The sequence below is a fragment of the Pseudomonas mucoides genome, from assembly GCF_015461845.1.
GTDB lineage: Bacteria > Pseudomonadota > Gammaproteobacteria > Pseudomonadales > Pseudomonadaceae > Aquipseudomonas > Aquipseudomonas mucoides.
In genome coordinates, this window is the sequence record NZ_JACOPW010000003.1 from 178,830 (window position 1) to 202,316 (window position 23,487).

Sequence of the window (23,487 nt, forward strand, 5' to 3'; positions counted from 1 at the left end):
TCCCACAGGTTTTCGGTTGGATTGCAGATATGTGATCAAACCGAAAACCTGTGGGAGCGGGCTCGCCCGCGATGGGTCCTACCAGACAACACATCCCTGGCTGACACACCGACGTAATCCTTTCCTACACCGCTCCACCCTTGATATCGCTCCCCGCACAGGCCTAATCTAGCGCCACGCAAACGTTTCACCTCCCCCTTCGCAACACCGCAACACCGCCACTCCATACCAAGGAGGTTCCCGAATGTTCGATTTCCACCCCCAGCTCAAGCAGCGCTTCGCTGCCTTGCGCACGGGCGCTGAATTCTTTTCGCTGCGTTATGTGCGCGAGTCCGGCCAATACCTGTCGGTGCGCAAGAATGTCGCCGAACCTCCCAGCCTGAGCCGTGATGAAGGCGCGATGCTGACCGTGCGCATCAACGGCGTCGAAGCCTACGCCGCGACCAACGACCTGTCGCAACACGGCCTGCAATCGGCCCTCGACCGCGCCGAACAACAAGCCCGCCGACTCAAGCCCCATGCGTTGCTCGACCTGCGCGACCAAACCGTCTCCAGCGACCGCGCCGACTATTTTTCGCCCAACCTCGACCAGCCTTTCCCGTCCCTGAGTGATTGCTACCAATTGCTCGGCGCCGAATCTGCGTCCGTGCCCAAGGACGAGCGGCTGGTGAACTGGCAGGTCAGCATCGGCATCACCCACGTCGAGCAGATCTACCTCAACAGCGCCGGTGCCGAACTGCGCCAGGCCCAACGTTTCGTCTACCCGGGCCTCGACGTCACGGCCTATGACGGCAGCGACAGCCAGACCCGCAGCCTTGGCCGCGAGAACTTCGGCCAGCAGGGCGGCGCGGATGTGATCAGCCGGTGCGGCTTGATCGGCGCCGGCCCGCAAGTCGCCGATCAGGCGCTGCAATTGCTGCTGGCGCCGAACACCCCGCAAGGCCCGCGCGACCTGCTGCTGATGCCCGACCAGATGATGCTGCAGATCCACGAATCCATCGGCCACCCGCTGGAACTGGACCGCATCCTCGGCGATGAGCGCAATTACGCCGGCACCAGTTTCGTCAAGGCACAAGACTTCGGTCATCTGCAATACGGCTCGAAACTGCTCAACGTGACGTTCGACCCGGACATCCCCGAGCAGCTCGCCAGCTACGGTCATGACGACGACGGCACGGCCGCGAGCAAGCAATTCCTGATCAAGGAAGGTGTGTTGCTGCGCCCATTGGGCGGCGCGCTCTCGCAATTTCGCGCGGGCATGAACGGCGTCGCCAACAGCCGCGCCTGTGGTTGGAACCGTCCACCGATCGACCGCATGGCCAACCTCAACATCGAGCCCGGCGATCAACCGCTGGCGCAACTGATCGGCAACATCGAGCACGGCATCATGATGTCCACCAACCGTTCCTGGTCCATCGACGATGCGCGCAACAAGTTCCAGTTCGGCTGCGAATGGGCGCAGTTGATCGAAAACGGCGAACTCAAGGGCGTGGTGAAAAACCCGAACTACCGGGCGATTTCCGCGCAGTTCTGGAAAAGCCTCAGCGCCGTCGGCGACGCCAACACCGTCAAGGTCCTGGGCACGCCGAACTGTGGCAAGGGCGAACCGAACCAGGTGATCCGCGTCGGCCACGCGTCGCCAGCCTGTGTGTTCAGCAACGTGGATGTGTTTGGGGGAGACGCCTGATGAGTACGTCGAAAAATCAGGCCGATGGCTTCAAGGCCTTGGTCAACTGGCTACGCGACGCCATTGGCGAGCCGGAACAATTCACCCTCAGCTACGCCGCCGAGTCATCGGCCTTCGTGCGTTTCAACCACGCCAAGGTGCGCCAGGCCGGGCAGGTGCAGCAAGCGAGCATCGGCCTCAAGCTGATCAACGATGGCCGGCATGCCGACCTCGACATCACCTTGGCTGGCGACCCGGAAGTGGACCGGCAGCGTCTGGCCGAAGGTCTGCAACAGTTGCGCGAAATTCTGCCGTTGCTGCCGCAGGATCCGTACCTGCTGATCAACCACAACAGCTGGCAGAGCAAGAATGTGCAGGAACATCCACTGCCGGACACCGGGCAGGTGGTCGCTGAAATCACTCAGGCCGCGGAAGGGCTGGACCTGGTGGGCTTCTATGCGGCGGGCCCGATCAGTCGCGGTTTCGCCAGCTCTTCGGGTGCGTTTGGCTGGCATCAGGCCAACAGTTTCAACTTCGACTTCAGCCTGTTTCATGAAAATGGTCAGGCCGTGAAAGCCAGCTATGCCGGACATGACTGGAGCAGCGAAGGGTTTGCCAAGCGCTTCGCTCTGGCGCGCGAGCAACTGGCGTTTCTCGGTCGGCCGTTGCGCACGCTGGCACCGGGTCAGTACCGCGCCTACCTCGCACCGGCAGCCCTTGAAGAAATCATGGGCATGCTCGGCTGGGGTGGTTTTTCAGCGCAGTCGATTGCCAGCAAAACCAGCCCACTGCAAAAGCTGTATGCGGGGGACAGTGCGTTCAGCCCGCAGGTGTCCATTGATGAAAAAGTCAGTGGCTCGTTGAGCCCGGCATTCTCCGGCGAAGGTTATCCCCGCAGTGATCTGGGGTTGATCGTCGAAGGCAAGGCCGGCGCGCAAATGGTCAGTTCCCGCAGCGCGGCGGAATACGGCTTGACTGCCAACGGCGCGGGCGGTGGGGAGATGCCCAGTGCATTGAACATGGCGGCCGGGACGTTGCCTGAAGCCGAAATCCTCAAGCAACTGGGCACGGGGTTGTACATCAGCAACCTCTGGTACCTGAACTACTCCGACCAACCGGGGGCACGCATGACCGGAATGACCCGGTTTGCGACGTTCTGGGTCGAGAACGGCGAGATTCAGTCGCCGGTGAGCACCATGCGTTTTGATGACAGCGCCTACAGCTTGCTGGGTTCGCAGTTGGAGGCGTTGACCGAGGAGCGCGAGTTGTTGCTGTCGGCGAGTACCTACAGTCAGCGGGCCACAGCTTCGGCGTTATTGCCGGGCGCACTCATCAGCAAACTCACCTTGACCCTGTAAACACAAAACCTCTGTGGGAGCGGGCTTGCCTGCGAAGAGGCCATCAGCCTCAGCATTAATGTTGACTGACACACCGCCTTCGCGGGCAAGCCCGCTCCCACAGAGATTCTGGCTTGCAATGACCTTGCATTAACAACTCCAACCCGCAAGAGGTCCCATGCCCAACCGCCCGCCTCTCGACGCTGTCACCGCCCGCTGGGTGCCGTGGGTCGTCGCCATCGCGTTTTTCATGCAGTCCCTCGACGGCACCATCCTCAACACCGCACTGCCCGCCATGGCCCGCGACCTGGCGGAAGATCCGTTGCGGATGCAGGGCGTGATCATCGCCTACATGCTCACCGTCGCCTTGCTGATCCCCGCTTCCGGCTGGATCGCCGACCGTTTCGGCACCAAGAAAATATTCTTCGGCGCGATCCTTCTGTTCAGCCTCGGTTCGTTGCTTTGCGCCATTTCGACGAGCCTGAGCCTGCTGATCGGTGCCCGGATCATTCAGGGCCTGGGCGGTGCATTGATGTTGCCGGTCGGGCGCCTTGTGGTGCTGCGCGCTTACCCGCGTTCGGAACTGGTGCGGATCATGGGGTTCATCACCATTCCCGGCTTGCTCGGCCCCTTGATCGGCCCAACCATGGGCGGCTGGATGGTGGAGTACCTGACCTGGCACTGGATCTTCCTGATCAACCTGCCCGTCGGGTTGGTCGGTTGCTACGCCGTGTGGAAATTCATCCCGGACCTACGCGGCACCGAGCGCACCCGTTTCGATAGCCTTGGGTTCGTGCTGTTCGGCGCGGCGATGATTCTGATCACCGTCGCCATGGAAGGTCTGGGCGAGCTGCACCTGCCCCACCTGCGCGTGATGCTGTTGTTGTTCGCTGGCATGGCCTGTCTGGCGGCGTACTGGTTACGCGCCGGGCATACTGAAAACCCGCTGTTCGCGCCGTCACTGTTCAAGACCCGGACCTTCGCCGTGGGCATCCTCGGCAACCTGTTTGCCCGCCTCGGCAGCGGCGCCCTGCCCTTCCTCGTGCCCTTGCTGCTGCAAGTGGCGCTGGGGTATTCGCCGTCACAGGCGGGGATGAGCATGCTGCCGCTGGCGGCGGCGGCGATGGTTGCCAAGTGGGTCGCACGTCCGCTGATCGAGCGGTTGGGCTATCGCATCGTGCTGACCGGCAACACCCTGGCGCTGGGCATCATGCTCGCGAGCATGGGCCTGGTCAGCGAACAGACACCGTACTGGCTGCTGCTGTGCCTGCTGGCGATTCTCGGGGCGATCAACTCGCTGCAATTCACCGCGATGAACACCGTCACCCTGATCGACCTCGACGATGCCAGCGCCAGTAGCGGCAACAGCCTGTTGTCGGTCGTCGCGCAATTGTCCCTGAGCCTGGGCGTTGCCTGCGCCGGTGCGTTGCTCGGCGGCTTTACCGCCGAGATCGGAAACGATGGCGTGGAAACGGTGTTGGGCGCGTTCCAGCTGACGTTTGTCACGGTCGGAATCATGGCCATGCTGGCGGCCACGATCTTTTCCCAGCTCTCACCAACGGACGGCCGACGGATGGTCACCCGCGAGCACGATATAGAACACTGACCTGTAGCCGCTGACGAGGCACGAGGCTGCGTTGCGCCTCCGCAGGACCGCCCTCGAGGGGCCGCTTCGCAGCCCAACGCAGCCTCGTGCCTCGACAGCTGCTACGGCTATTCGTCCAGAATTTGCAGGTAGATAGAGCGAGACTGGTACACTGCGCGACATTTTGTTTTGCAGGCCAGTCCCGTGACCACCATCGCCACCGCTTTTAATACTTTGCCGCTGTCCGCCGCCATGCTGGCTAACCTCGACTCCCTCGGTTATGCCCAGATGACGCCGATCCAGGCGCAAAGCTTGCCGGTGATCCTCAAGGGGATGGACCTGATCGCCCAGGCCAAGACCGGCAGCGGCAAGACCGCCGCCTTCGGTATCGGCCTGCTGAACCCGATCAATCCGCGCTTCTTCGGTTGCCAGGCACTGGTCATCTGCCCGACGCGCGAGCTGGCGGACCAGGTCGCCAAGGAACTCCGTCGTCTGGCCCGCGCCGAAGACAACATCAAGATCCTGACCTTGTGCGGCGGCGTGTCCTTCGGCCCGCAGATCGGCTCGCTGGAACACGGCGCGCACATCATCGTCGGCACCCCGGGCCGTATCCAGCAGCATTTGCGCAAAGGTTCGCTGGTTCTGCATGGCCTGAACACGCTGATCCTCGACGAAGCTGACCGCATGCTCGACATGGGTTTCTACGATTCCATCGAAGAAATCATTGCCCAGACCCCGGAACGTCGCCAGACCCTGTTGTTCTCGGCCACGTACCCGTCGGGCATCAAGCAACTCGCCGCGAAATTCATGCGCAACCCTCAGATCGTGAAGGCCGAGGCGTTCCATGACGACACGCAGATCGAGCAGCGTTTCTACGAGATCTCCCCGGATGACCGCATGAGCGCGGTGACCAAAGTCCTTGGCCACTTCCGCCCGGCGTCCTGCGTGGCGTTCTGCTTCACCAAGCAGCAGGTTCAGGAAACCGTTGATCACCTGACGTCCAAAGGCATCTCGGCCGTCGGCCTGCATGGCGATCTGGAACAGCGTGATCGCGATCAAGTGCTGGCCATGTTCTCCAACCGCAGCACCTCGGTACTGGTCGCCACCGACGTCGCCGCGCGCGGTCTGGACATCGATGCGCTGGACATGGTGATCAACGTCGAGCTGGCCCGTGACTCGGAAATTCACATTCACCGTGTCGGCCGTACCGGCCGCGCTGGCGAGAAAGGCATTGCGATCAGCCTGGTTGCACCGTCCGAAGCGCACCGCGCCCAAGCCATCGAGCAACTGCAGAAGGCGCCGTTGAACTGGGACCAGGTGGACAACCTCACGTCCCAGGGCGGCGGTCCACTGCTGCCGGTCATGAGCACGCTGTGCATCGGCGCTGGCCGTAAAGACAAGGTTCGTCCGGGTGACATCCTGGGCGCACTGACTGGCGATGCCGGCATTCCGGGCGCCCAGGTTGGCAAGATCGCGATTTTCGACTTCCAGGCCTATGTGGCCGTGGAGCGCGGGATCGCCAAGCAGGCCTTGCAACGCCTGAATGACGGCAAGATCAAAGGCCGTTCGCTGCGCGTTCGTATCCTGTAAGAACAACGCACTTCCCCTGTGGGAGCCGGCGCAACGCCGGCTCCCACAGTTTGTTTTGTGGTGACACACCAAGAGGACACCGTTTTGCGCTCTACCGAAGTCGTGATCATTGGCGCTGGCGCCGCAGGGTTGATGTGTGCGCTGACCGCCGCCGGGCGCGGGCGCAAGGTGATGTTGCTCGACCATGCGAACAAGGCTGGCAAGAAAATCCTGATGTCGGGCGGTGGCCGCTGCAATTTCACCAACATGTACACCGAACCTGGCAATTTCCTCTCGCAGAACGAACACTTCTGCAAATCCGCACTGGCGCGCTACACCCAGTGGGATTTCATCGGCATGGTCGCCAAACATGGCGTGCCGTATCACGAGAAAAAGCTCGGGCAGTTGTTTTGCGATAACAAATCCAGCGACATCCTCGAGATGCTGCTCAACGAGTGCGATCAGGTGGGCGTCAGCCTGCACCTGGACACCTCGATCCAGACCATCGAAAAGCTCGAAAGCGGTTACCTGCTGGACACCACGATGGGCCAGATCACTTGTGAGTCTTTGGTCATCGCCACAGGCGGACTGTCGATCCCGACGCTGGGCGCGACCGGTTTCGGTTATCAGGTTGCCAAACAGTTCGGCCACCAACTGCTGCCAACCCGCGCCGGCCTTGTGCCGTTCACCATTACCGATCAGTTGAAAGAGCTTTGCACCGAGCTGTCAGGCACGTCGGTGGATTGCCTGGTGAGCTGCAACGAGCAGAGTTTCCGCGAGAACATCCTGTTCACTCACCGCGGCCTCAGCGGCCCGGCGATTTTGCAGATTTCTTCGTTCTGGGAATCTGGCGACACGGTCGAGATCAACCTGATGCCGGACCACAACGCGCATGAGTGGCTGCAACAGCAGCAAGCCGAACGCCCGAACAGCGAACTGAAAACCCTTCTGGGGGAAATCTTCACCAAGAAGATGGCCAATCTGCTGGCGGACAACTGGTTCGTGTCCAAACCGATGAAGCAGTACACCCACGCGGAAATCGCCGACATCGCCGAAAAACTGGCGAGCTGGAAAGTGGTGCCGGCCGGTACCGAAGGCTATCGCACGGCGGAAGTGACCCTGGGCGGCGTCGACACCCACGAAGTGTCGTCCAAAACCATGGAATCGCTGAAAAGCCCCGGCCTGTACTTCATCGGCGAAGTGCTCGACGTGACCGGGCATCTGGGCGGCTTCAACTTCCAGTGGGCCTGGGCCTCAGGCTACGCTGCCGCGCAGTACGCCTGAAGCAACACAAAATCCATGTAAGAGTGAGCCTGCTCGCGCTAGCGGTGTAACAGTCGACAGAGATGTTGAATGTAGCGTCCTCATCGCGAGCAGGCTCACTCCTACATTGACCCTGTGTGATATCAAGGAACAGATTTTGCTGTCAGATGTGATCGACGCCATTGCGTCGGCGTCATTACTGGCTCAATTTAGCGTCATTGCCTCGGAAGGCCTTCGCACTTCATGTCATCGACTCCTCTCAGTCAGTCTCTGCGTCGCCTCTGGGCGCTGGATAAATTCAGCTACAGCGTGCGGGTGTTCATCGCCCTGACCGGCAGCATGGCGGTCTGTTGGTATCAGGATGAAATGGGCCTGCTGATCCCGTTGTTCCTGGGGATCATCGCCAGCGCCCTGGCCGAAACCGACGACAGTTGGCAGGGCCGCCTCAATGCGCTCGCCGTGACACTGGTGTGCTTCAGCGTCGCCGCGTTCTCCGTCGAACTGCTGTTCCCCTACCCCTACCTCTTCATCATCGCCCTGGCCCTCGCCAGTTTCGGCCTGACCATGCTTGGCGCCCTCGGCGAACGCTATGGCGCCATTGCCTCGGCGACGCTGATTCTGTCGGTCTACACGATGATCGGCGTGGACCAGCGCGGTGGCGCCGTCACCGACTTCTGGCATGAACCGGTGCTGCTAGTGGCCGGTGCGGCCTGGTACGGTTTGCTGTCAGTGCTGTGGCAGGCAATGTTTTCCAACCAGCCAGTGCAGCAGAGCCTGGCGCGGTTGTTCCGTGAGCTGGGTTTCTACCTGAAGCTGAAATCGTCGCTGTTCGAGCCGATCCGGCAGATGGACGTTGAAGCCCGGCGCCTGGAACTGGCCCAGCAGAACGGTCGGGTGGTGGCAGCGTTGAACGCCGCCAAGGAAATCATTTTGCACCGGGTCGGCAACGGACGGCCGGGCTCGAAAGTCAGCCGCTACCTGAAGCTGTACTTCCTCGCCCAGGACATCCACGAGCGCGCCAGTTCGTCACACTACCCCTACAACGCACTCGCCGAGGCGTTTTTCCACAGCGACGTGCTGTTCCGCTGTCAGCGCCTGCTGCGTCAACAAGGCAAGGCGTGCCGCGCCTTGGCCGAATCGATCCAGATGCGTCAGCCGTTCGTCTACGACGCAAGCTTCGCCGAAGCCCTGGGCGACCTGAACGCCTCCATCGAACACCTGCGCATCCAGAGCAACCCGGCCTGGCGCGGCCTGTTGCGCTCGCTGCGGGCGCTCACGGCCAACCTCTCGACACTCGACCGCTTGCTCAGCGACGCGAGCAACCCGGACGCCCTGGCCGATGCCACCGACAGCAGCCTGCTCGACCGTTCGCCGCGCAGCCTCAAAGATGTGTGGATACGCTTGCGCACACAACTGACGCCAACGTCGCTGCTGTTCCGCCATGCACTGCGTTTGCCCCTGGCGCTGAGCATCGGCTACGGCATGGTGCATTTGATTCACCCCTCGCAAGGCTACTGGATCATCCTCACCACGCTGTTCGTGTGCCAGCCGAACTACGGCGCTACCCGACGCAAGCTCGGCCAGCGGATCATCGGCACGGCGATCGGCCTGACCTTGGCCTGGGCACTGTTCGATCTGTTCCCGAATCCGCTGATTCAGTCGTGCTTCGCCATCGCCGCTGGCGTCGTGTTCTTTATCAACCGCACCACCCGCTACACCTTGGCCACGGCCGCGATTACCTTGATGGTGCTGTTCTGCTTCAATCAGGTCGGCGACGGGTACGGACTGTTCCTGCCACGACTGCTCGATACGTTGCTCGGCAGCCTGATCGCCGGGCTGGCGGTGTTCCTGTTCCTGCCGGACTGGCAGGGCCGACGCCTGAACAAAGTTCTGGCCAACACCCTGACCTGCAACAGCATTTACCTGCGCCAGATCATGCAGCAATACGCCGCCGGCAAAAGTGACGACCTGGCGTATCGCCTGGCTCGACGCAACGCGCACAACGCCGACGCAGCATTGTCGACGACGCTGGCCAACATGCTCATGGAGCCTGGGCACTTCCGAAAAGAAGCGGATGTCGGGTTTCGTTTCCTGGTGCTGTCGCACACCTTGCTCAGCTATTTGTCCGGGCTGGGCGCGCACCGTGAAACGGCGCTACCGGCGGATGTTCGCGAGCAGTTGATTGAGGGTGCCGGCGTGAGCCTGGCAGCGAGCATCGATGAGATCGCCCAAGGCCTGGCGAGCAAAACGCCGGTGGCGATTCAGAGTGATGAAGAAGAGGCCCTGGCCAATTCGCTTGAGCAGATGCCCGATGAAATCGATGAAGGGCAACGGTTGGTGCAGACGCAGTTGGCGTTGATTTGTCGGCAACTGGGGCCGCTGCGAACATTGGCGGCGCATTTGATCAAAGACACCAGTGAGGCTTGAGACTTGCGGAGGCATCGGATCAGCCTCACATCCCATGCTGTTTCATCAACCGCTGATAACTGCCATCCGCCTTCATCTCGGCAATCTCACGGTCAAACCCGGCAACGATCTGCTCATGCTGCGGGTTCTTCAGACTGACCAAAATATGCAGGCTGTTCTCACTCAACGGCTTGGGCAGAAACTCCACCGCATTACGCACTTTGGATGATTCACGCGCCAGGTAATAACGGGCGACGTACTCATCTTCCAGCGTCAACTTGACCCGGTCCGCCGCGACCATGCGCACGGCCATGGAAAAGTTATGCACCGGGACTTTCTGCAGTGATGCGTCGTCATCGAACTCTGGCGAATAGGCGTAGCCGCGCACGATCGCAATCGGATAGGTGTGCAGTTGCTGCAAGTTGTTGTATTCGATCGGCGAATCTTTGCGTTTCAGGAAGCGCACACGATTCACCAGATATTCGCCGGAGAACTGGCCCAGCTTGGTGCGATCAGCGGTGTACCAGGCGTTGACCAGCACGTCATAACGCCCCTCGCCTACACCCAATAACGCTCGGGCCCAGGGCACCTGCTCGAAATCACTGGCATAGCCTGCGCGTGCCAGCGCGGTCGTGACGATGTCCGTCGCCAAACCGCCGTTGACCAGCGTCGCGTCGGTAAAGGGCGGCCAGGCGTCGGCGACCAGTCGCAGCTTTTCCGCTGCCGCGCCTTGTGTCAGCCACAGCAATACGATCAAAGCAGAAGCTCGATGCAATCGCGGCATGCTAGAAAATCCTTAGCGAGCGGGTAGCCCGACGTGTTTTTCAGCCCAAACTCCAAGACCCGTGTACCGGCAGCCAGGTACTCAACATTAGCTCATTGAAGCCATTGCACAGCGCGTCATCGAAGATTACACAAAGAAGACGGCGCCGCGCGAAATGAATGATGGCATTTTGGCCTTTGTCACAGATTTCCCCGCCATAAAGACAATGATCCTCAGGACGCTTAGTATCGAGCGACGATGCTCAAGGAAAGTGAATATGACAATTGACTGGATCTGCAAACACCACAGCGATTTGGGCAAGGAACAGCTGTACGCCATTCTGCAACTGCGCTCAGAGGTGTTCGTCGTCGAGCAGAAATGCGTCTATCAAGACATCGATGGCCAGGACCTGGAAGGTGACACCTGCCATTTGATGGCATGGGAAGAGAATCGGCTGGTGGGTTACCTGCGATTGCTCGATCCGCAGCTACAAGGAGGAGATGTGGTGATTGGCCGGGTGATCGTTGCCCCGACGGCCCGTGGCACCGGGATTGGGCATGAGCTGATGGCGCAGGCGTTGAAGCAGGCTGAGAAACATTGGCCGGACATGCCGGTTTACCTGTCGGCCCAGGCGCATTTGCAGGGGTATTACGGGAAGTACGGGTTTGTGGTGGCGGGTGAGGAGTATGTCGAGGATGGCATTCCGCACATTGGGATGCGTCGGCCTTAAGGGCCCCATCGCGAGCAAGCTCGCTCCCACAGGGATCACCTCAATCCTGTAGGAGCCGAGCTTGCTCGCGATGGCATCAGCTGCAACACCGCAAAAGCTAGGGGTACTCAAGCACCTCTTTGATCTGCCGCAAATTCCGCTCGATCCACCCCCGATCAATCGCCCCCCACTCACGAATCCGATAACGCCCCGCATGATTGCGCGCACCTTCTTCCTGTTCGAACTCGCAAATGATGTCCAGGTCCGCCAACGCCGCAATCGTGTCCTGCGCCGTGCGCCGGGGCATGCCGGTGACTTCGGTCAAGGCCGGGACGCTGCTCGCCAGCCCGCTGTCGATCAAGTACGCCACGTACAACCGGCGGTAAAAACTGCTCTTGGTCTTGCTGACTTCCATTCAAACACTCCCGGCCGTTGATCCGTTATTGCATGTCCCGCCAGGTCAGGTACACCCGCAGGTCAAACTCCACCTGGTGATAGCCCGGCAGCATGTGTTCGCAGAGTTTGTAGAACGCTTTGTTGTGATCCGACTCTTTAAAGTGCGCCAGCTCATGCACCACGATCATTTTCAGAAACTCCGAAGGCGCTTCCTTGAACAGCGAGGCCACACGGATTTCTTTCTTGGCCTTGAGCTTGCCGCCCTGCACCCGCGAGATCGTGGTGTGCAAGCCAAGGGCGCGATGCGTGAGGTCCAGACGGTTATCGAACAACACTTTGTCGATGGCTGGAGCATTGCGCAGGTATTCCTGCTTGAGATCCAGCGCGTAGGTGTACAGCGCCTTGTCGCTCTGCACACCGTGCTTTTCCGGGTAGCGCTTGGTCAGGTAATCGCCCAGCCGATCGTCGGCGATCAACTGGCGCACTTGATCCTGCAATGCAGCAGGATAGGCCTGGAGGTATTTCAACGCGGTCATTGGGGCGGCAACACGAATCACGAAAAGGTCGCCAGTGTAGCGAATTCAACTGTTCAGTGCGCTCCAGTCGAACGGCTGCACAAAGTCGCCGACGTCCTCGGCCATCATCGGCCGCGCCACCAGAAAACCTTGCACGTACTCACAGCCATTCGCTTGCAGCCATTGGTACTGCGCAACGGTTTCCACCCCTTCGGCGATCACCAGCATTCCATATTGCTTGCACAGGTCGATCACAGTGCGCACCAGGGCGGCATCCCTGGAGGACTCGGGCAGCCGGGAGATCAAATGCCGGTCGAGCTTGAGCGTGTCCAGTTCCAGGTCCCGCAGATGCGCCAGCGAGCAGGGCCCGGAACCAAAGTCATCGAGAGCCACCCGCACCCCAAGATTGCGCAGCAGACGCAGGGTCTTATGGGTTTCTTCCGGGTTTTGCATCAGCGCTTCTTCCGTTACTTCGACTTCCAGATGACGCGGTTGCAGGCCATGGCGCTCCAGCACCTGGCGCAACTCGGTGACCAGGTTGGGCATGCCGAACTGAGTGCTGCTCAGACTGACGCCGAGCACCAGATCTTCGGCAAACAGGGTTTCCCAGGCCTTTCGCTGCCCGGCTCCACGCTGGTAAATCCAGCTGCCCAGTCGACTGATCAGTCGCGCCTCTTCCAGCAACGGCAAAAACAGCCCCGGCGGCACATCGCCGACACTCGGGTGCTGCCAGCGCAGCAACGCCTCGAACCCGCGAACCTGTCCATTGGCAATGGACACTTGAGGTTGGTACACCAAATTGAAATCACGGTTTTCGATGGCCGTGCGCACGCTCTCTTCGAGCATCAGCCGCGAACGCGCCCGGCCGTTCATCTCGTGATCGTAGAAACGGTACTGCTGACGGCCCGCGCGCTTGGCTTCGTACATGGCAATGTCCGAGGCCCGCAACAAACCGTCGAGGTTCGCCCCGCAATCCGGAAACGTCGCAATCCCGATGCTGGCGCCCAAAGTGATTTCCAGGCCATCGATCTGCTGACAGATCGATACCCGCTCGATGAGTTTTTCCGCAATCTTCGCCGCCTGCTCGGGAAACTCCAGGTCCAGCAGCGCCGTAAATTCATCGCCGCCCATCCGCGCCAGAATGTCGAACGGCCGCAAGCAGGCCTTCAACTGCTCGGACACCCAGCGCAGCACGCGGTCGCCGGCATCGTGGCCGAGGGAGTCATTGACCCGTTTGAAGCCGTCGAGGTCCAGGTACAGCAGCACCCAGGCGCTGTCGGTGCGTTCACCGCGCAGCAACAGGTTTTCCACGGTCTGGTAGAAACCCCGACGATTGAGCAGGCCGGTCAATGGATCGGTCACGGCCTGGAACTCCAGCTGCTGATGCAGGTGGCGCACCACCGACATGTCCAGCACCGTCACCACCATCGCGTGCTGCTCCGCAGGCAATGGCGCGCATGACAGCGCCACCGGCACCTGTTGGCCGGGCGCAGTACGCAACAGCGCATCATGCAGGCGCAAAGTCTCGCCGCGCCGGTAACCGGTATAAATTTCGGATTCCAGCCAGACCGGGATGTGCGGTTTTTGCAGGAAGTCCAGAAAATCCCTGCCTTGCAGCTCCTGCACCGTTGCGTTCAGCAGCCGCGACATCGCCGGGTTGGCAAATTGGATAACCCCGTCCTCACTCACCACCAGAATGCCTTCGGCCGCGTTCTCCAGCACCGAGGCATTAAACGCGCGTGCGACTTCCAGGTCGTGGCTCAAGCGCTGCAAGGCACGGCGATTGCGCTGGTGTTCCAGCAGGGCCTGGACTTTAGGCTTGAGGATTTGCGGATCGAACGGTTTGAACAGGTAATCCACCGCGCCGCTGGCGTAGCCCTTGATCACCGCGTCCGGGGATTGTTCGTTGGCGGTGAGGAAGATGATTGGTGTAAGGCGGGTTCGCTGGCTGCCGCGCATCAGGCGCGCGACTTCAAAACCGTCCATGCCCGGCATTTGCACATCGAGCAGCACCAGGTCGACATCGTGTTCGAGCAAAAGGTTTAGCGCTTCAAAGCCGGAGGCTGCGGTCATCACCTGCCAGTCCTGGCGCTGAAGCAACGCGCGCATGCTGATCAGGTTTTCAGGGTAATCATCGACGATTAAAAGGACCGAGTTGCCTTCGGCTGGCGTGGGTTGCGCGCATTCCATGCTGCTTCTCTTGTTCGGGGACGTCAGGCCGGTTTCTCGTGAAAACCGGACAAATACTAGGCCTTCACTCTAGACCGGGATCCACAAAAGCAGAAGCCATCAGAGCGCCATCATTTAACTAACGCGTTCATTTGCCGACTAACGGTCGGTCCTGAAAGCCCCGAAAACCGGGAAAGATGGCATTTCGACAGGACGTTGACGCCAAATCTCTGCCGGATGGGCATTAACAAAGTGGCCTCGTACGCTTATAAAGACCGCCCCCCGATGCGCGGGCTAGAGCTTCTGGCACGCGCGTGCAGCAAAAATTTGTGGAAGCTTTGTCTATGATCGATCTCGCAACCTGGAACCTCAGCGTTCCCGTTGGCAATCCGCCGTATACCGTTGAAACCGCCAAACTGGTGGACGGCTTCAAGGACCAATACTTCCACTCAGACACCGGCACCTTGTTTTTCTGGGCACCCGTCACCGGCTCTAAAACAGCCAATGCAAAGTATCCCCGCACTGAACTTCGAGAAACCTACAGCAACGGCACCCTGAAAAACTGGCTCTACCCGGACGCCGACAACTCCCTGCGGGCGACGCTGGCGGTGAATCAGGTACCGAGTTCAGGAAAGATCGTTATTGGCCAGATCCATGCGTATGAAAGCCAAAGACCGATGGTGAAGGTCGAGTATCAGTACAAGACCAGCACCGCCACCGGCAACATCGTTGCCAAAGTGCGCATGCATCCGGATGACGATGAAGGTCGGGTGATCACCATCGCCACCGGGGTGAAACTTGATCAGGAGTTTTCCTACCTCATCCACCTGAGCCCCGGCGGTGCATTGGGCATCAGCGCGGCTGGCTACCAGTGGGACACCAACATCAGCGCGACGTGGCGCGACAAGCCGCTGTATTTCAAGGCCGGGGTCTATGTGCAAGACCACACCGGGTACACCAGCGAAGGCGGGAAAGTGACGTTCAGCAAGCTGGATATTGATCACGACAAGTAATCCTTTGATCGTTCCCACGCTCCGGCGTGGTAACGCGTCCCTCACCATCCTAAATACACCTCATCCCCTGTAGCAGCTGCCGAGCCTGCGAGGCTGCGTCCGAGGACGAAGTCCACGCAATCCCGGTAAACCCCGCCCGCCTGAATGAATACGTTGCCTGATAGACGACTGCTGCGCTGCTGAACTCAGTCTTGCACGCTCGACAGCTGCTACCGACCAACTGAGCGTCCGAAAAACTTGTAGGACGCCTCCGGCCGTGGCGAGGGAGCTTGCTCCCGCTGGGCGGCGAAGCAGCCCCAAACCCTGCCACTCCTTTCCCACAGACACGCCACACCGCCCGGTTTACGGAAGCTGCACCGCCGAACGGGAGCAAGCTCCCTCGCCACAATGACCGCATGTACGTCCTACAGCCCGGTTGTGAATGCCGAAATTGCTGCCTAAAGTTGGCCTGTCGCTGACCATTGTTGGCGATAGGGTTTCGCAGCCCTAGCGAGTTAGATCCACAACCGTCAAAATACGGCGCGGCAACTTTGCCTGTGCTCTTTTTATGGCGGCTGTGCGTGGGAGACCATCTGGTCTGCCGGGTCTTAACTCCTCGGTCTGCGAACCCGCGCGCAGTTGCCACCCAATTTGTTTCGCAGCAGACGGTGGCAAATTCTTTTTTTGAGTTAAGGATTTTCCATGAGCAATCAGCAACCGCCACGCCGCTTTACCCCAATGTCCCAGCTGTCCACCGACTATCCCGTCCTTCTCATCGACAGCGACGCCCCGCTACGCGAACTCCACAACTGCGTCAGTGAACGTCTCAACGCCGTCCTCAAGTACCTGAACCTGATGGCCTGCACCAGCCTCCCCGATTACGCCGAAAACGATATCAACACCGTCACCACATTGCGCGAATCCTGGTCCAGGATATCGCTGACGTGTTTGGGGTAATCGAGCAGCGAGGGTTCGAATTACCTAAAGTTCGCTAGCAAATATTCACGCAATAAAAACCCGCGCATAGCGGGTTTTTATTAAAGGCACAAACACCAAATCTTAATACTTAAAACTCGAAGTTCGCCAACAACACTCAAACAACGCCTACTCAACGGAGGACCAACTGGAACAACAATGGGGACAGATTTATTTAATTACACCACCGACTGCCCCGTCCTGCTGATAGACAGTGATAGTCTGCTACACATGCTCCACAGACAGACCTGTTTAACACTCTATTTCTTACCACAATAAATCTCTCGCTTAAGGAGATAAGGGCTCGTTCGTGTTTCCCATTCCGCATGCGCCTTATCTCTTGCCTCATCAACTGAGCCAGCTTTAAAGGCTTTAGAAACCTCCCCATTATGAGACCTATAACTACACGTATACTCTGAGTCTTCAGCTCTCAAGCTGAGAGATAGAAACAGCATTAAAGAAAACGTGACGAATAAAACAAGTATTTTTCTTGGCAGATACATATTGCAACCCCCTTACTTAAAATATGAAGATGAGAACAATGGGGACACATTTATTTAATTATCGTCAAGAAACGAAGTACATCAACAGGCGCAGAATCTAGAGTAAATTTGCGGGGATCTCTCAGGGAGAGATCCATTTAGCCCTCTACTTCTTTTTACAGTTTTCATTTTTAGGATCATAATTCTCCTTGGTACACTCAGCAGCAAAGACGTTTTTTGAAGAATGTCCTGTTTCGTCATAAGACGCGCCCTGAGTTGTATCTTTAGCAACAGCCAATCCACACGCGGCGGAAAGACTCATAACTAGAAACATAATTGCAGTAGTTTTTTTCATAACTCACCTCACACACAACAAATAAAGGACCAATAAGAAAAATGGAGCAGATTATTTAATCCACCTCTTCCCCTTTCCTCTCGACTTACATATCAAACAATAGGCAGCAACCAGCATTAAATCACCTGTAATAAATGACAGTTTTTCATACGTTTTTGCGATAGCAGAGATAACTGAAAAGCAGACGAGACTGAAAACAAATCCGAGCGGGCGACTTCCAGCGCTATCTCGAAGATCTGCGAGAGCTCAAAACGCTATATGACGTTAAAGTCTATGCCTTCTGTTTAATGACCAATCATGTCCACTTACTCCTCGCACCAGGAGACGCGAGTCTCGGGCAATTGATGAAAGGCCTGGCGGGCCGTATGACGCGCTATCGCAACAAGCTGGAGGGACGCTCCGGTACCTTGTGGGAGAGTCGATACAAATCCAGCGTGGTTCAATCCGACACCTATTTGCTGGCTTGTAGTCGATACATCGAGCTAAATCCGGTACGAGCGCAAATGGTACAGCGTGCACAGGATTACCCCTGGTCGAGCTTGCACCTGCGCCTCAACGAAGCGGCCGGACATCATTGGCTGGATGAAAATCTTTGCTTTGCCGAATTGGGTAATACTCACGCCGAGCGACTTGCTCGCTATACCTCCTTTATGGAGCAGAGGATTCCCTCCTCGGAGTTGCAGTTGATCCGAGGAGCCCTTCAGCGCGGACAATTGACGGGCAATCCACGATTCACAGACGAGATTGAAAAAATTACTGGCCTGCGAATATCTCATCGAGCGCAAGGCAGACCTGCGAAGCAACTCGAATAAAATAACGCCGGGGACGATTATTAAATAAATCTGTCCCCTTTTAGTCTGTCTCAACGAATCGGCTGAAAATCATTGGCTGGATGAAGATCTCTATTTCACCGAACTCGGTAAAACTCACAATGTACGCCTTGCTCGCTATACCCTTCAGCGTGTAGTGAATAGTCCTACGTTGCCGCCTGCCTGAGCGTGGGTCGGATCAGTGAGAAATCACTGTCCAAGTGCTCGTGGAATCAGTGTCCAAGTGGCCGTGGAATGAGTGTCCAAGTCAGCGTGGAATCGCTGTCCAAGTGTTCGTGGAATGGGTGTCCAAATGCGCGTGGAATCCGCAGGTTAGATACACCTAAAGCCAAGTAGCCGATTTTCAAGCAATAAAAACTCGCATTTATGCGGGTTTTTTGTTCGTACGCTTTCGTCCCATCCGCTAAGTGCAAGCTGGTTTATTTATAGCAAAAGGATATTAAAAACTGTCAGATTTTACAGGTGCGGATAGAGAGACCGACACCTATTCTCTTCCATGCAGCACTGCTAAAGAAAAACGAATAAAAAAGCCAACCCAACTCTTTCTTAGCTTCTGATTTTCTAACTTAATTAGTGAGGGAACACTTCCATGGCCAGCTTGCCGTATTACCACGAATCTTATGTTGCCTCACTTATCAAGTCCCAGCTCGAACGCGGCGATATACAAACATTAATTTCCGAGAAAGAACTACGCTCTATGGAACAATCAGAGGAACAATCAGAGGAACAACTAGACTTTTGCTTACCCAAAGAGGATGACCATCAGCACCTCCATATTTACGACTTATTGAAAAAATTACACCCCCTCTCTAATATCAACCAATTTCAGACATTTAAGCAACTTGCATCCGCGGAAAATGAAGCTACTAAAAAAGCTGCGGAAGAAATGATGAAAACTCATCATAAAAAACTATCCGGACGCAACACAGGGGCTTCCCAAATAGATTACATTAGAGCAAAGAACGCACAATTTGGACTTGATATAAACCAACCCACCGAATCAGAGATAGAAGATGCAGGTAAAATTCTACAGCGAATAAAGGCAAGCGGTGAATATGAAGGATTCAACGCAGCGTATGAGGATTTTCGACGCGAAGGGGCCCGTATTGACTGGGTGCCAAATTAAATTTGACTTATATAACTAAATACAAAACATTCTATTGTTTCTTTGAAACCAAGAGTAACTCCATTAAAAACCCGCCGATCGGCGGGTTTTTTTAACTACTGAAACACGGAAGAATTAGTTCACCTTAGCGTTCAACTCACCCTTCAAATACCGCTGATACATCGCTTCCAACGAGATCGGCTTGATCTTCGAAGCATTCCCCGCAGTACCAAACGCTTCATAACGAGCAATACAAACATCACGCATCGCAGTCACAGTCGCGCCGAAGAATTTACGTGGATCGAATTCACTCGGGTTGGTGGCCATCAGGCGACGCATCGCACCGGTCGACGCCAAACGCAGGTCAGTATCAATGTTGACCTTACGCACGCCGTGCTTGATGCCTTCAACGATCTCTTCAACCGGCACGCCGTAGGTTTCTTTGATGTCGCCGCCGTACTGGTTGATGATCGCCAGCCACTCTTGCGGAACCGAAGAGGAACCGTGCATCACCAGGTGGGTGTTCGGGATGCGCTTGTGGATTTCTTTGATGCGGTCGATGGCCAGCACGTCGCCGGTAGGTGGCTTGGTGAATTTGTACGCGCCGTGGCTGGTGCCGATGGCGATGGCCAGGGCATCAACCTGAGTGCGTTTGACGAAGTCAGCGGCTTCTTCCGGGTCGGTCAGCATTTGGCTGTGATCCAGAACGCCTTCGGCGCCGATGCCGTCTTCTTCACCGGCCATGCCGGTTTCCAGCGAACCCAGGCAGCCCAACTCGCCTTCTACCGAAACGCCGCAGGCGTGAGCCATGGCCACGGTTTGTTGGGTAACACGGACGTTGTAGTCGTAGTCGGTCGGAGTCTTGCCGTCTTCGCCCAGAGAACCGTCCATCATCACCGAGCTGAAGCCCAGTTGGATGGAGCGCTGGCAGACGTCAGGGCTGGTGCCGTGGTCCTGGTGCATGCACACCGGGATGTGCGGGAATTCTTCGATCGCCGCCAGGATCAGGTGGCGCAGGAACGGGGCGCCGGCGTATTTGCGAGCACCGGCCGAGGCCTGGACGATCACCGGAGAGTCAGTCTTGTCAGCGGCTTCCATGATGGCGCGCATCTGCTCAAGGTTGTTGACGTTGAAGGCTGGAACGCCGTAGCCGAACTCGGCTGCGTGGTCCAGCATCTGGCGCATGCTGATAAGTGCCATTGTGTGTGTCTCTCCCGGTTTGGGTCGTTAATCGTGCCAGCCTGCCGTAGCGGCGGCGGCTATTCAAGTTATTGCAGATCGGGGGTAAAGCCCGGGCTGCGAATTCGGGTGTTGCCTGAATCTGTCAATTACTGCGCTTTACAACCGCGGCCAATCAAATCATTGGTGGCGACCCAGTAAACCAGGCCTTCCTCACCTTTTATGTGAAACGCCAGCATGTCATTGCTGTACAGCGAACCTTCGGCGCCCGGCTCCTGCTTCAAGCGGTACACCTGATCGGCTCCGCCGAGGCGCACGTCGACTTCCTTGCGGCTGTCGTCGGTGTAGCGCCACAGCACTTTGGCCTGGCTGTCACAGGTCCAGGTGGTCCAGTTATCCACGGGGGCGGACGACTGGAACAGGTTCAACTGAGCGCAACCGGCCAGCAACGCCAACGCCGTAACGGCGATAAAACCTTTCATCCATGTTCCTCGACTGACGGCGCACGCCGCCAGCCCTGAGTAATGAGTCAGACCCGTCAAGGACAACCATGTTCCTTGGCGGGTGTCTGTGTCTCGTATTTATCCAGGCCATCGGGACCGGAACGCTTGTTTAGCACAGGATTGGTTTCCGCTTGCCAGTCGGCCTGGTAGCAGCCTTTTTCCTGCGACTGCGGCGCAGGCTCCGGCGTGGCTTTCGGGTTACTCCCGCAAGCCGCCAGCATGCCCGCTGCGATCAACAGCGTTAACGTCTTGACCATGTAAACACTCCTTTGCCTGGTCAAATGGGCGGCCTCAGGCCTTCGCCCGGCTTTCCAGGACTTCAACGGCTGGCAGCACTTTGCCTTCGACGAACTCGAGGAAAGCGCCGCCGCCGGTAGAAATGTAGGAGATCTGATCCGCAACGCCATATTTATCAATGGCCGCCAGGGTGTCGCCGCCGCCAGCGATGGAGAACGCCGAGCTTTCGGCGATAGCCTGGGCCAGCACTTTGGTGCCGTTGCCGAACTGGTCGAATTCAAACACGCCAACCGGGCCGTTCCACAGAATGGTCTTGGACGACTTCAGCAGCTCGGCGAAATTCGCTGCGGTCTGCGGGCCGATGTCCAGGATCATGTCGTCGGCAGCCACATCAGCGATCAGCTTGACGGTAGCGGTCGCGCTTTCAGCGAATTCCTTGGCAACCACAACGTCCACCGGCAATGGCACGCTGACTTTGGCAGCGATTTCGCGAGCGGTGTCCAGCAGGTCCGGTTCATACAGAGACTTGCCGACCGGGTGACCGGCAGCGGCCAGGAAGGTGTTGGCAATGCCGCCGCCAACGATCAACTGGTTGCAGATCTGGCTCAGGCTGTTCAACACGTCGAGTTTGGTCGAGACCTTGGAGCCGGCAACGATGGCAGCCATTGGCTGGGCCGGGGCGCCGAGGGCTTTGCCCAGTGCGTCCAGCTCGGCGGCCAGCAACGGGCCAGCGGCAGCGACTTTGGCGAACTTGGCCACGCCGTGGGTCGAACCCTCGGCACGGTGCGCGGTGCCGAAGGCGTCCATCACGAATACGTCGCACAGGGCGGCGTATTGCTGGGCCAGTTCGTCAGCGTTCTTTTTCTCGCCTTTGTTGAAGCGCACGTTTTCGAACAGCACGATGTCGCCGGCTTTCACGTCGACGCCGCCCAGATAATCAGCGACCAGCGGTACTTCGCGGCCCAGGGCCTTGCTCAGGTAGTCAGCGACTGGCTTGAGGCTGTTCTCGGCCGAGAATTCGCCTTCGGTCGGACGGCCAAGGTGCGAGCAGACCATCACGGCCGCGCCTTTCTCCAGGGCCAGCTTGATGGTCGGCAGCGAGGCCAGGATTCGCGCATCGCTGGTGACAACACCGTCCTTGACTGGGACGTTGAGGTCTTCGCGGATCAGTACGCGCTTACCTTGCAGATCGAGGTCGGACATCTTCAACACGGTCATGGGTCGCAATTCCTGAGTTACTGTTTTGGAGAAGCTGTTGGAGTAGCTGTTTGCAGATAGTGTTCTGCAACGTCCAGCATTCGGTTGGCAAACCCCCATTCGTTGTCGAACCAGGCCAGGATGTTCACCAGCCGCGGGCCGGAAACTCGAGTCTGACTGGCATCGACGATCGCCGAATGTGGGTCATGGTTAAAATCACAACTGGCGTGAGGCAACTCGGTATAGGCCAGCAAGCCTTTGAGCGGGCCACTGGTGGCGGCCTCGCGCAGAATCCGGTTGACCTCGGTGGCGTCGGTGTCGCTGACGGTCTGCATCGTAATGTCGAGGCAAGACACGTTAACCGTCGGCACTCGTACGGCTTTGGCCTGAATTCGCCCGGCAAGTTCCGGCAGCAGGCGTTCGATGCCGCGCGCCAGACCGGTGGACACCGGGATCACCGACTGGAACGCCGAACGGGTACGGCGCAGGTCTTCGTGATGGTAGGCGTCAATCACCGGCTGATCGTTCATCGCCGAGTGAATAGTGGTGATCGACACGTATTCCAGGCCGATGGCCTGATCCAGCAGACGCAACAGCGGCACGCCGCAGTTGGTGGTGCAGGACGCGTTGGACACCAGCAGTTCGTCGCCGGTCAGGCAATCCTGGTTCACGCCGTAGACAATGGTGGCGTCGACATCCGCCTCGCTGGCCATCGGCTGGGAAAACAGCACGCGCGGCGCGCCGGCGTCGAGGAACCGCTGGCCGTCTTCACGGGTGTGATAAGCGCCGGAGCACTCCAGCACCAGATCGACGTCCAACGACGCCCAATCGATGCCTTCGGGGGTAGCACTGCGCAGGACCTTCACGCAGTCGCCATTAATATGCAGACAATCGCCCTCAACCCGCACTTCGCCGGGAAAACGCCCGTGAGTGGAGTCGAAGCGTGTCAGGTATTCGATGCTGGCCATGTCAGCCAGATCGTTGATCGCGACAATTTCAAACCCGGCCTTTTCGCCTCGCTCAAACAACGCACGCAAGACGCAACGACCAATCCGGCCGTAGCCGTTGAGTGCAACTTTGTAAGGACGCGGTTGAGGCATGGGGTTCTCGATTACCGTGGTGAAACCGTTAGCGTGGTGTTGCCTGAACCACCGCTTTCGCGGGCAAGCCCGCTCCCACAGGTTCGTTGGTGTACACAACATGTGTGAGCAACCGAAAACACTGTGGGAGCGGGCTTGCCCGCGAAGGCGTCGC

At 58.2% G+C, this 23,487-nt stretch carries 19 protein-coding genes and 2 pseudogenes; 11 read left to right on the forward strand and 10 right to left on the reverse strand.

The genetic code is table 11. The annotated features are described in order from the left end of the window. The first annotated feature begins 244 nt into the window (after positions 1-244). The 6 genes from H8F22_RS15670 to yccS all read left to right on the forward strand — a co-directional run bounded on the left by H8F22_RS15670 (position 245) and on the right by yccS (position 9,847). Positions 245-1,687 (forward strand): TldD/PmbA family protein, encoded by a 1,443-nt coding sequence (locus H8F22_RS15670; RefSeq protein ID WP_027926633.1) that lies wholly within the window; start codon positions 245-247, stop codon positions 1,685-1,687. Next, complete coding sequence (locus tag H8F22_RS15675; RefSeq protein WP_194940433.1) at positions 1,687-3,024, forward strand: TldD/PmbA family protein; 1,338 nt, start codon at positions 1,687-1,689, stop codon at positions 3,022-3,024. Before H8F22_RS15670 ends, H8F22_RS15675 begins: the two co-directional genes overlap by 1 nt. Before the next feature lie 157 nt (positions 3,025-3,181). Next, entirely contained in the window at positions 3,182-4,609 is a 1,428-nt protein-coding gene (gene mdtD, locus H8F22_RS15680) for a multidrug transporter subunit MdtD (protein ID WP_194940434.1), read from the forward strand. A gap of 183 nt (positions 4,610-4,792) precedes the next feature. Then, a complete protein-coding gene (gene dbpA, locus H8F22_RS15685; RefSeq protein WP_059183049.1) occupies positions 4,793-6,178 on the forward strand; it encodes an ATP-dependent RNA helicase DbpA in 1,386 nt (461 codons plus the stop codon). Positions 6,179-6,262: 84 nt separating this feature from the next. Continuing rightward, entirely contained in the window at positions 6,263-7,441 is a 1,179-nt protein-coding gene (locus H8F22_RS15690) for a BaiN/RdsA family NAD(P)/FAD-dependent oxidoreductase (RefSeq protein WP_027926629.1), read from the forward strand. A 222-nt stretch (positions 7,442-7,663) separates the two neighbouring features. Then, on the forward strand, positions 7,664-9,847 hold the full coding sequence (yccS, locus tag H8F22_RS15695) for a YccS family putative transporter (RefSeq protein WP_027926628.1): 2,184 nt from the start codon (positions 7,664-7,666) through the stop codon (positions 9,845-9,847). 25 nt (positions 9,848-9,872) lie between these two features. Here the strand turns inward: yccS and H8F22_RS15700 are convergent, their stop codons facing one another. Beyond that, positions 9,873-10,610 carry a substrate-binding periplasmic protein gene (locus H8F22_RS15700; RefSeq protein ID WP_027926627.1) on the reverse strand — a complete coding sequence of 246 codons (738 nt, stop codon included), beginning with the start codon at positions 10,608-10,610 and terminating at the stop codon, positions 9,873-9,875. 256 nt (positions 10,611-10,866) lie between these two features. On the opposite strand from H8F22_RS15700, the gene H8F22_RS15705 reads away from it, so the two are divergent. After that, positions 10,867-11,319 (forward strand): GNAT family N-acetyltransferase, encoded by a 453-nt coding sequence (locus tag H8F22_RS15705; RefSeq protein WP_027926626.1) that lies wholly within the window; start codon positions 10,867-10,869, stop codon positions 11,317-11,319. 97 nt (positions 11,320-11,416) lie between these two features. Here H8F22_RS15705 and H8F22_RS15710 read toward each other — a convergent pair whose 3' ends face one another. From H8F22_RS15710 to H8F22_RS15720, 3 genes are read right to left on the reverse strand one after another with little or no spacing between them, the layout of a single operon-like run. After that, complete coding sequence (locus H8F22_RS15710) at positions 11,417-11,713, reverse strand: winged helix-turn-helix domain-containing protein (protein WP_027926625.1); 297 nt, start codon at positions 11,711-11,713, stop codon at positions 11,417-11,419. 25 nt (positions 11,714-11,738) lie between these two features. Then, complete coding sequence (locus tag H8F22_RS15715; RefSeq protein WP_027926624.1) at positions 11,739-12,230, reverse strand: M48 metallopeptidase family protein; 492 nt, start codon at positions 12,228-12,230, stop codon at positions 11,739-11,741. Between the two features lie 45 nt (positions 12,231-12,275). Next, on the reverse strand, positions 12,276-14,399 hold the full coding sequence (locus H8F22_RS15720; protein WP_027926623.1) for a putative bifunctional diguanylate cyclase/phosphodiesterase: 2,124 nt from the start codon (positions 14,397-14,399) through the stop codon (positions 12,276-12,278). Positions 14,400-14,722: 323 nt separating this feature from the next. On the opposite strand from H8F22_RS15720, the gene H8F22_RS15725 reads away from it, so the two are divergent. Next, positions 14,723-15,391 carry a polysaccharide lyase family 7 protein gene (locus H8F22_RS15725; protein WP_027926622.1) on the forward strand — a complete coding sequence of 223 codons (669 nt, stop codon included), beginning with the start codon at positions 14,723-14,725 and terminating at the stop codon, positions 15,389-15,391. A gap of 681 nt (positions 15,392-16,072) precedes the next feature. Next, positions 16,073-16,365 (forward strand): annotated as a pseudogene (locus H8F22_RS15730) (fructose-bisphosphate aldolase). 628 nt (positions 16,366-16,993) lie between these two features. Here H8F22_RS15730 and H8F22_RS15735 read toward each other — a convergent pair. After that, entirely contained in the window at positions 16,994-17,182 is a 189-nt protein-coding gene (locus H8F22_RS15735) for a hypothetical protein (RefSeq protein WP_156428517.1), read from the reverse strand. Positions 17,183-17,394: 212 nt separating this feature from the next. Here H8F22_RS15735 and H8F22_RS15740 point away from each other — a divergent pair. Together H8F22_RS15740 and H8F22_RS15745 are read left to right on the forward strand one after the other, a co-directional pair. Next, positions 17,395-17,994, forward strand: a pseudogene (locus tag H8F22_RS15740) (transposase); the annotation flags it as partial. Between the two features lie 607 nt (positions 17,995-18,601). Next, on the forward strand, positions 18,602-19,138 hold the full coding sequence (locus tag H8F22_RS15745) for a hypothetical protein (protein ID WP_194940435.1): 537 nt from the start codon (positions 18,602-18,604) through the stop codon (positions 19,136-19,138). A gap of 114 nt (positions 19,139-19,252) precedes the next feature. On the opposite strand, the gene fba is transcribed toward H8F22_RS15745, so the two are convergent. The 5 genes from fba to epd all read right to left on the reverse strand — a co-directional run bounded on the left by fba (position 19,253) and on the right by epd (position 23,333). Further along, on the reverse strand, positions 19,253-20,317 hold the full coding sequence (gene fba / locus H8F22_RS15750) for a class II fructose-bisphosphate aldolase (protein ID WP_008081027.1): 1,065 nt from the start codon (positions 20,315-20,317) through the stop codon (positions 19,253-19,255). Positions 20,318-20,445: 128 nt separating this feature from the next. Further along, the gene (locus H8F22_RS15755; protein WP_059182035.1) at positions 20,446-20,778 is read right to left on the reverse strand and encodes an MliC family protein; all 333 of its coding nucleotides are present in this window, start codon (positions 20,776-20,778) and stop codon (positions 20,446-20,448) included. Positions 20,779-20,834: 56 nt separating this feature from the next. After that, on the reverse strand, positions 20,835-21,056 hold the full coding sequence (locus H8F22_RS15760) for a hypothetical protein (protein WP_027926617.1): 222 nt from the start codon (positions 21,054-21,056) through the stop codon (positions 20,835-20,837). Between the two features lie 34 nt (positions 21,057-21,090). Continuing rightward, on the reverse strand, positions 21,091-22,254 hold the full coding sequence (locus H8F22_RS15765) for a phosphoglycerate kinase (RefSeq protein WP_027926616.1): 1,164 nt from the start codon (positions 22,252-22,254) through the stop codon (positions 21,091-21,093). Between the two features lie 17 nt (positions 22,255-22,271). Then, positions 22,272-23,333 carry an erythrose-4-phosphate dehydrogenase gene (epd, locus tag H8F22_RS15770; protein ID WP_027926615.1) on the reverse strand — a complete coding sequence of 354 codons (1,062 nt, stop codon included), beginning with the start codon at positions 23,331-23,333 and terminating at the stop codon, positions 22,272-22,274. Positions 23,334-23,487: the final 154 nt, after the last annotated feature.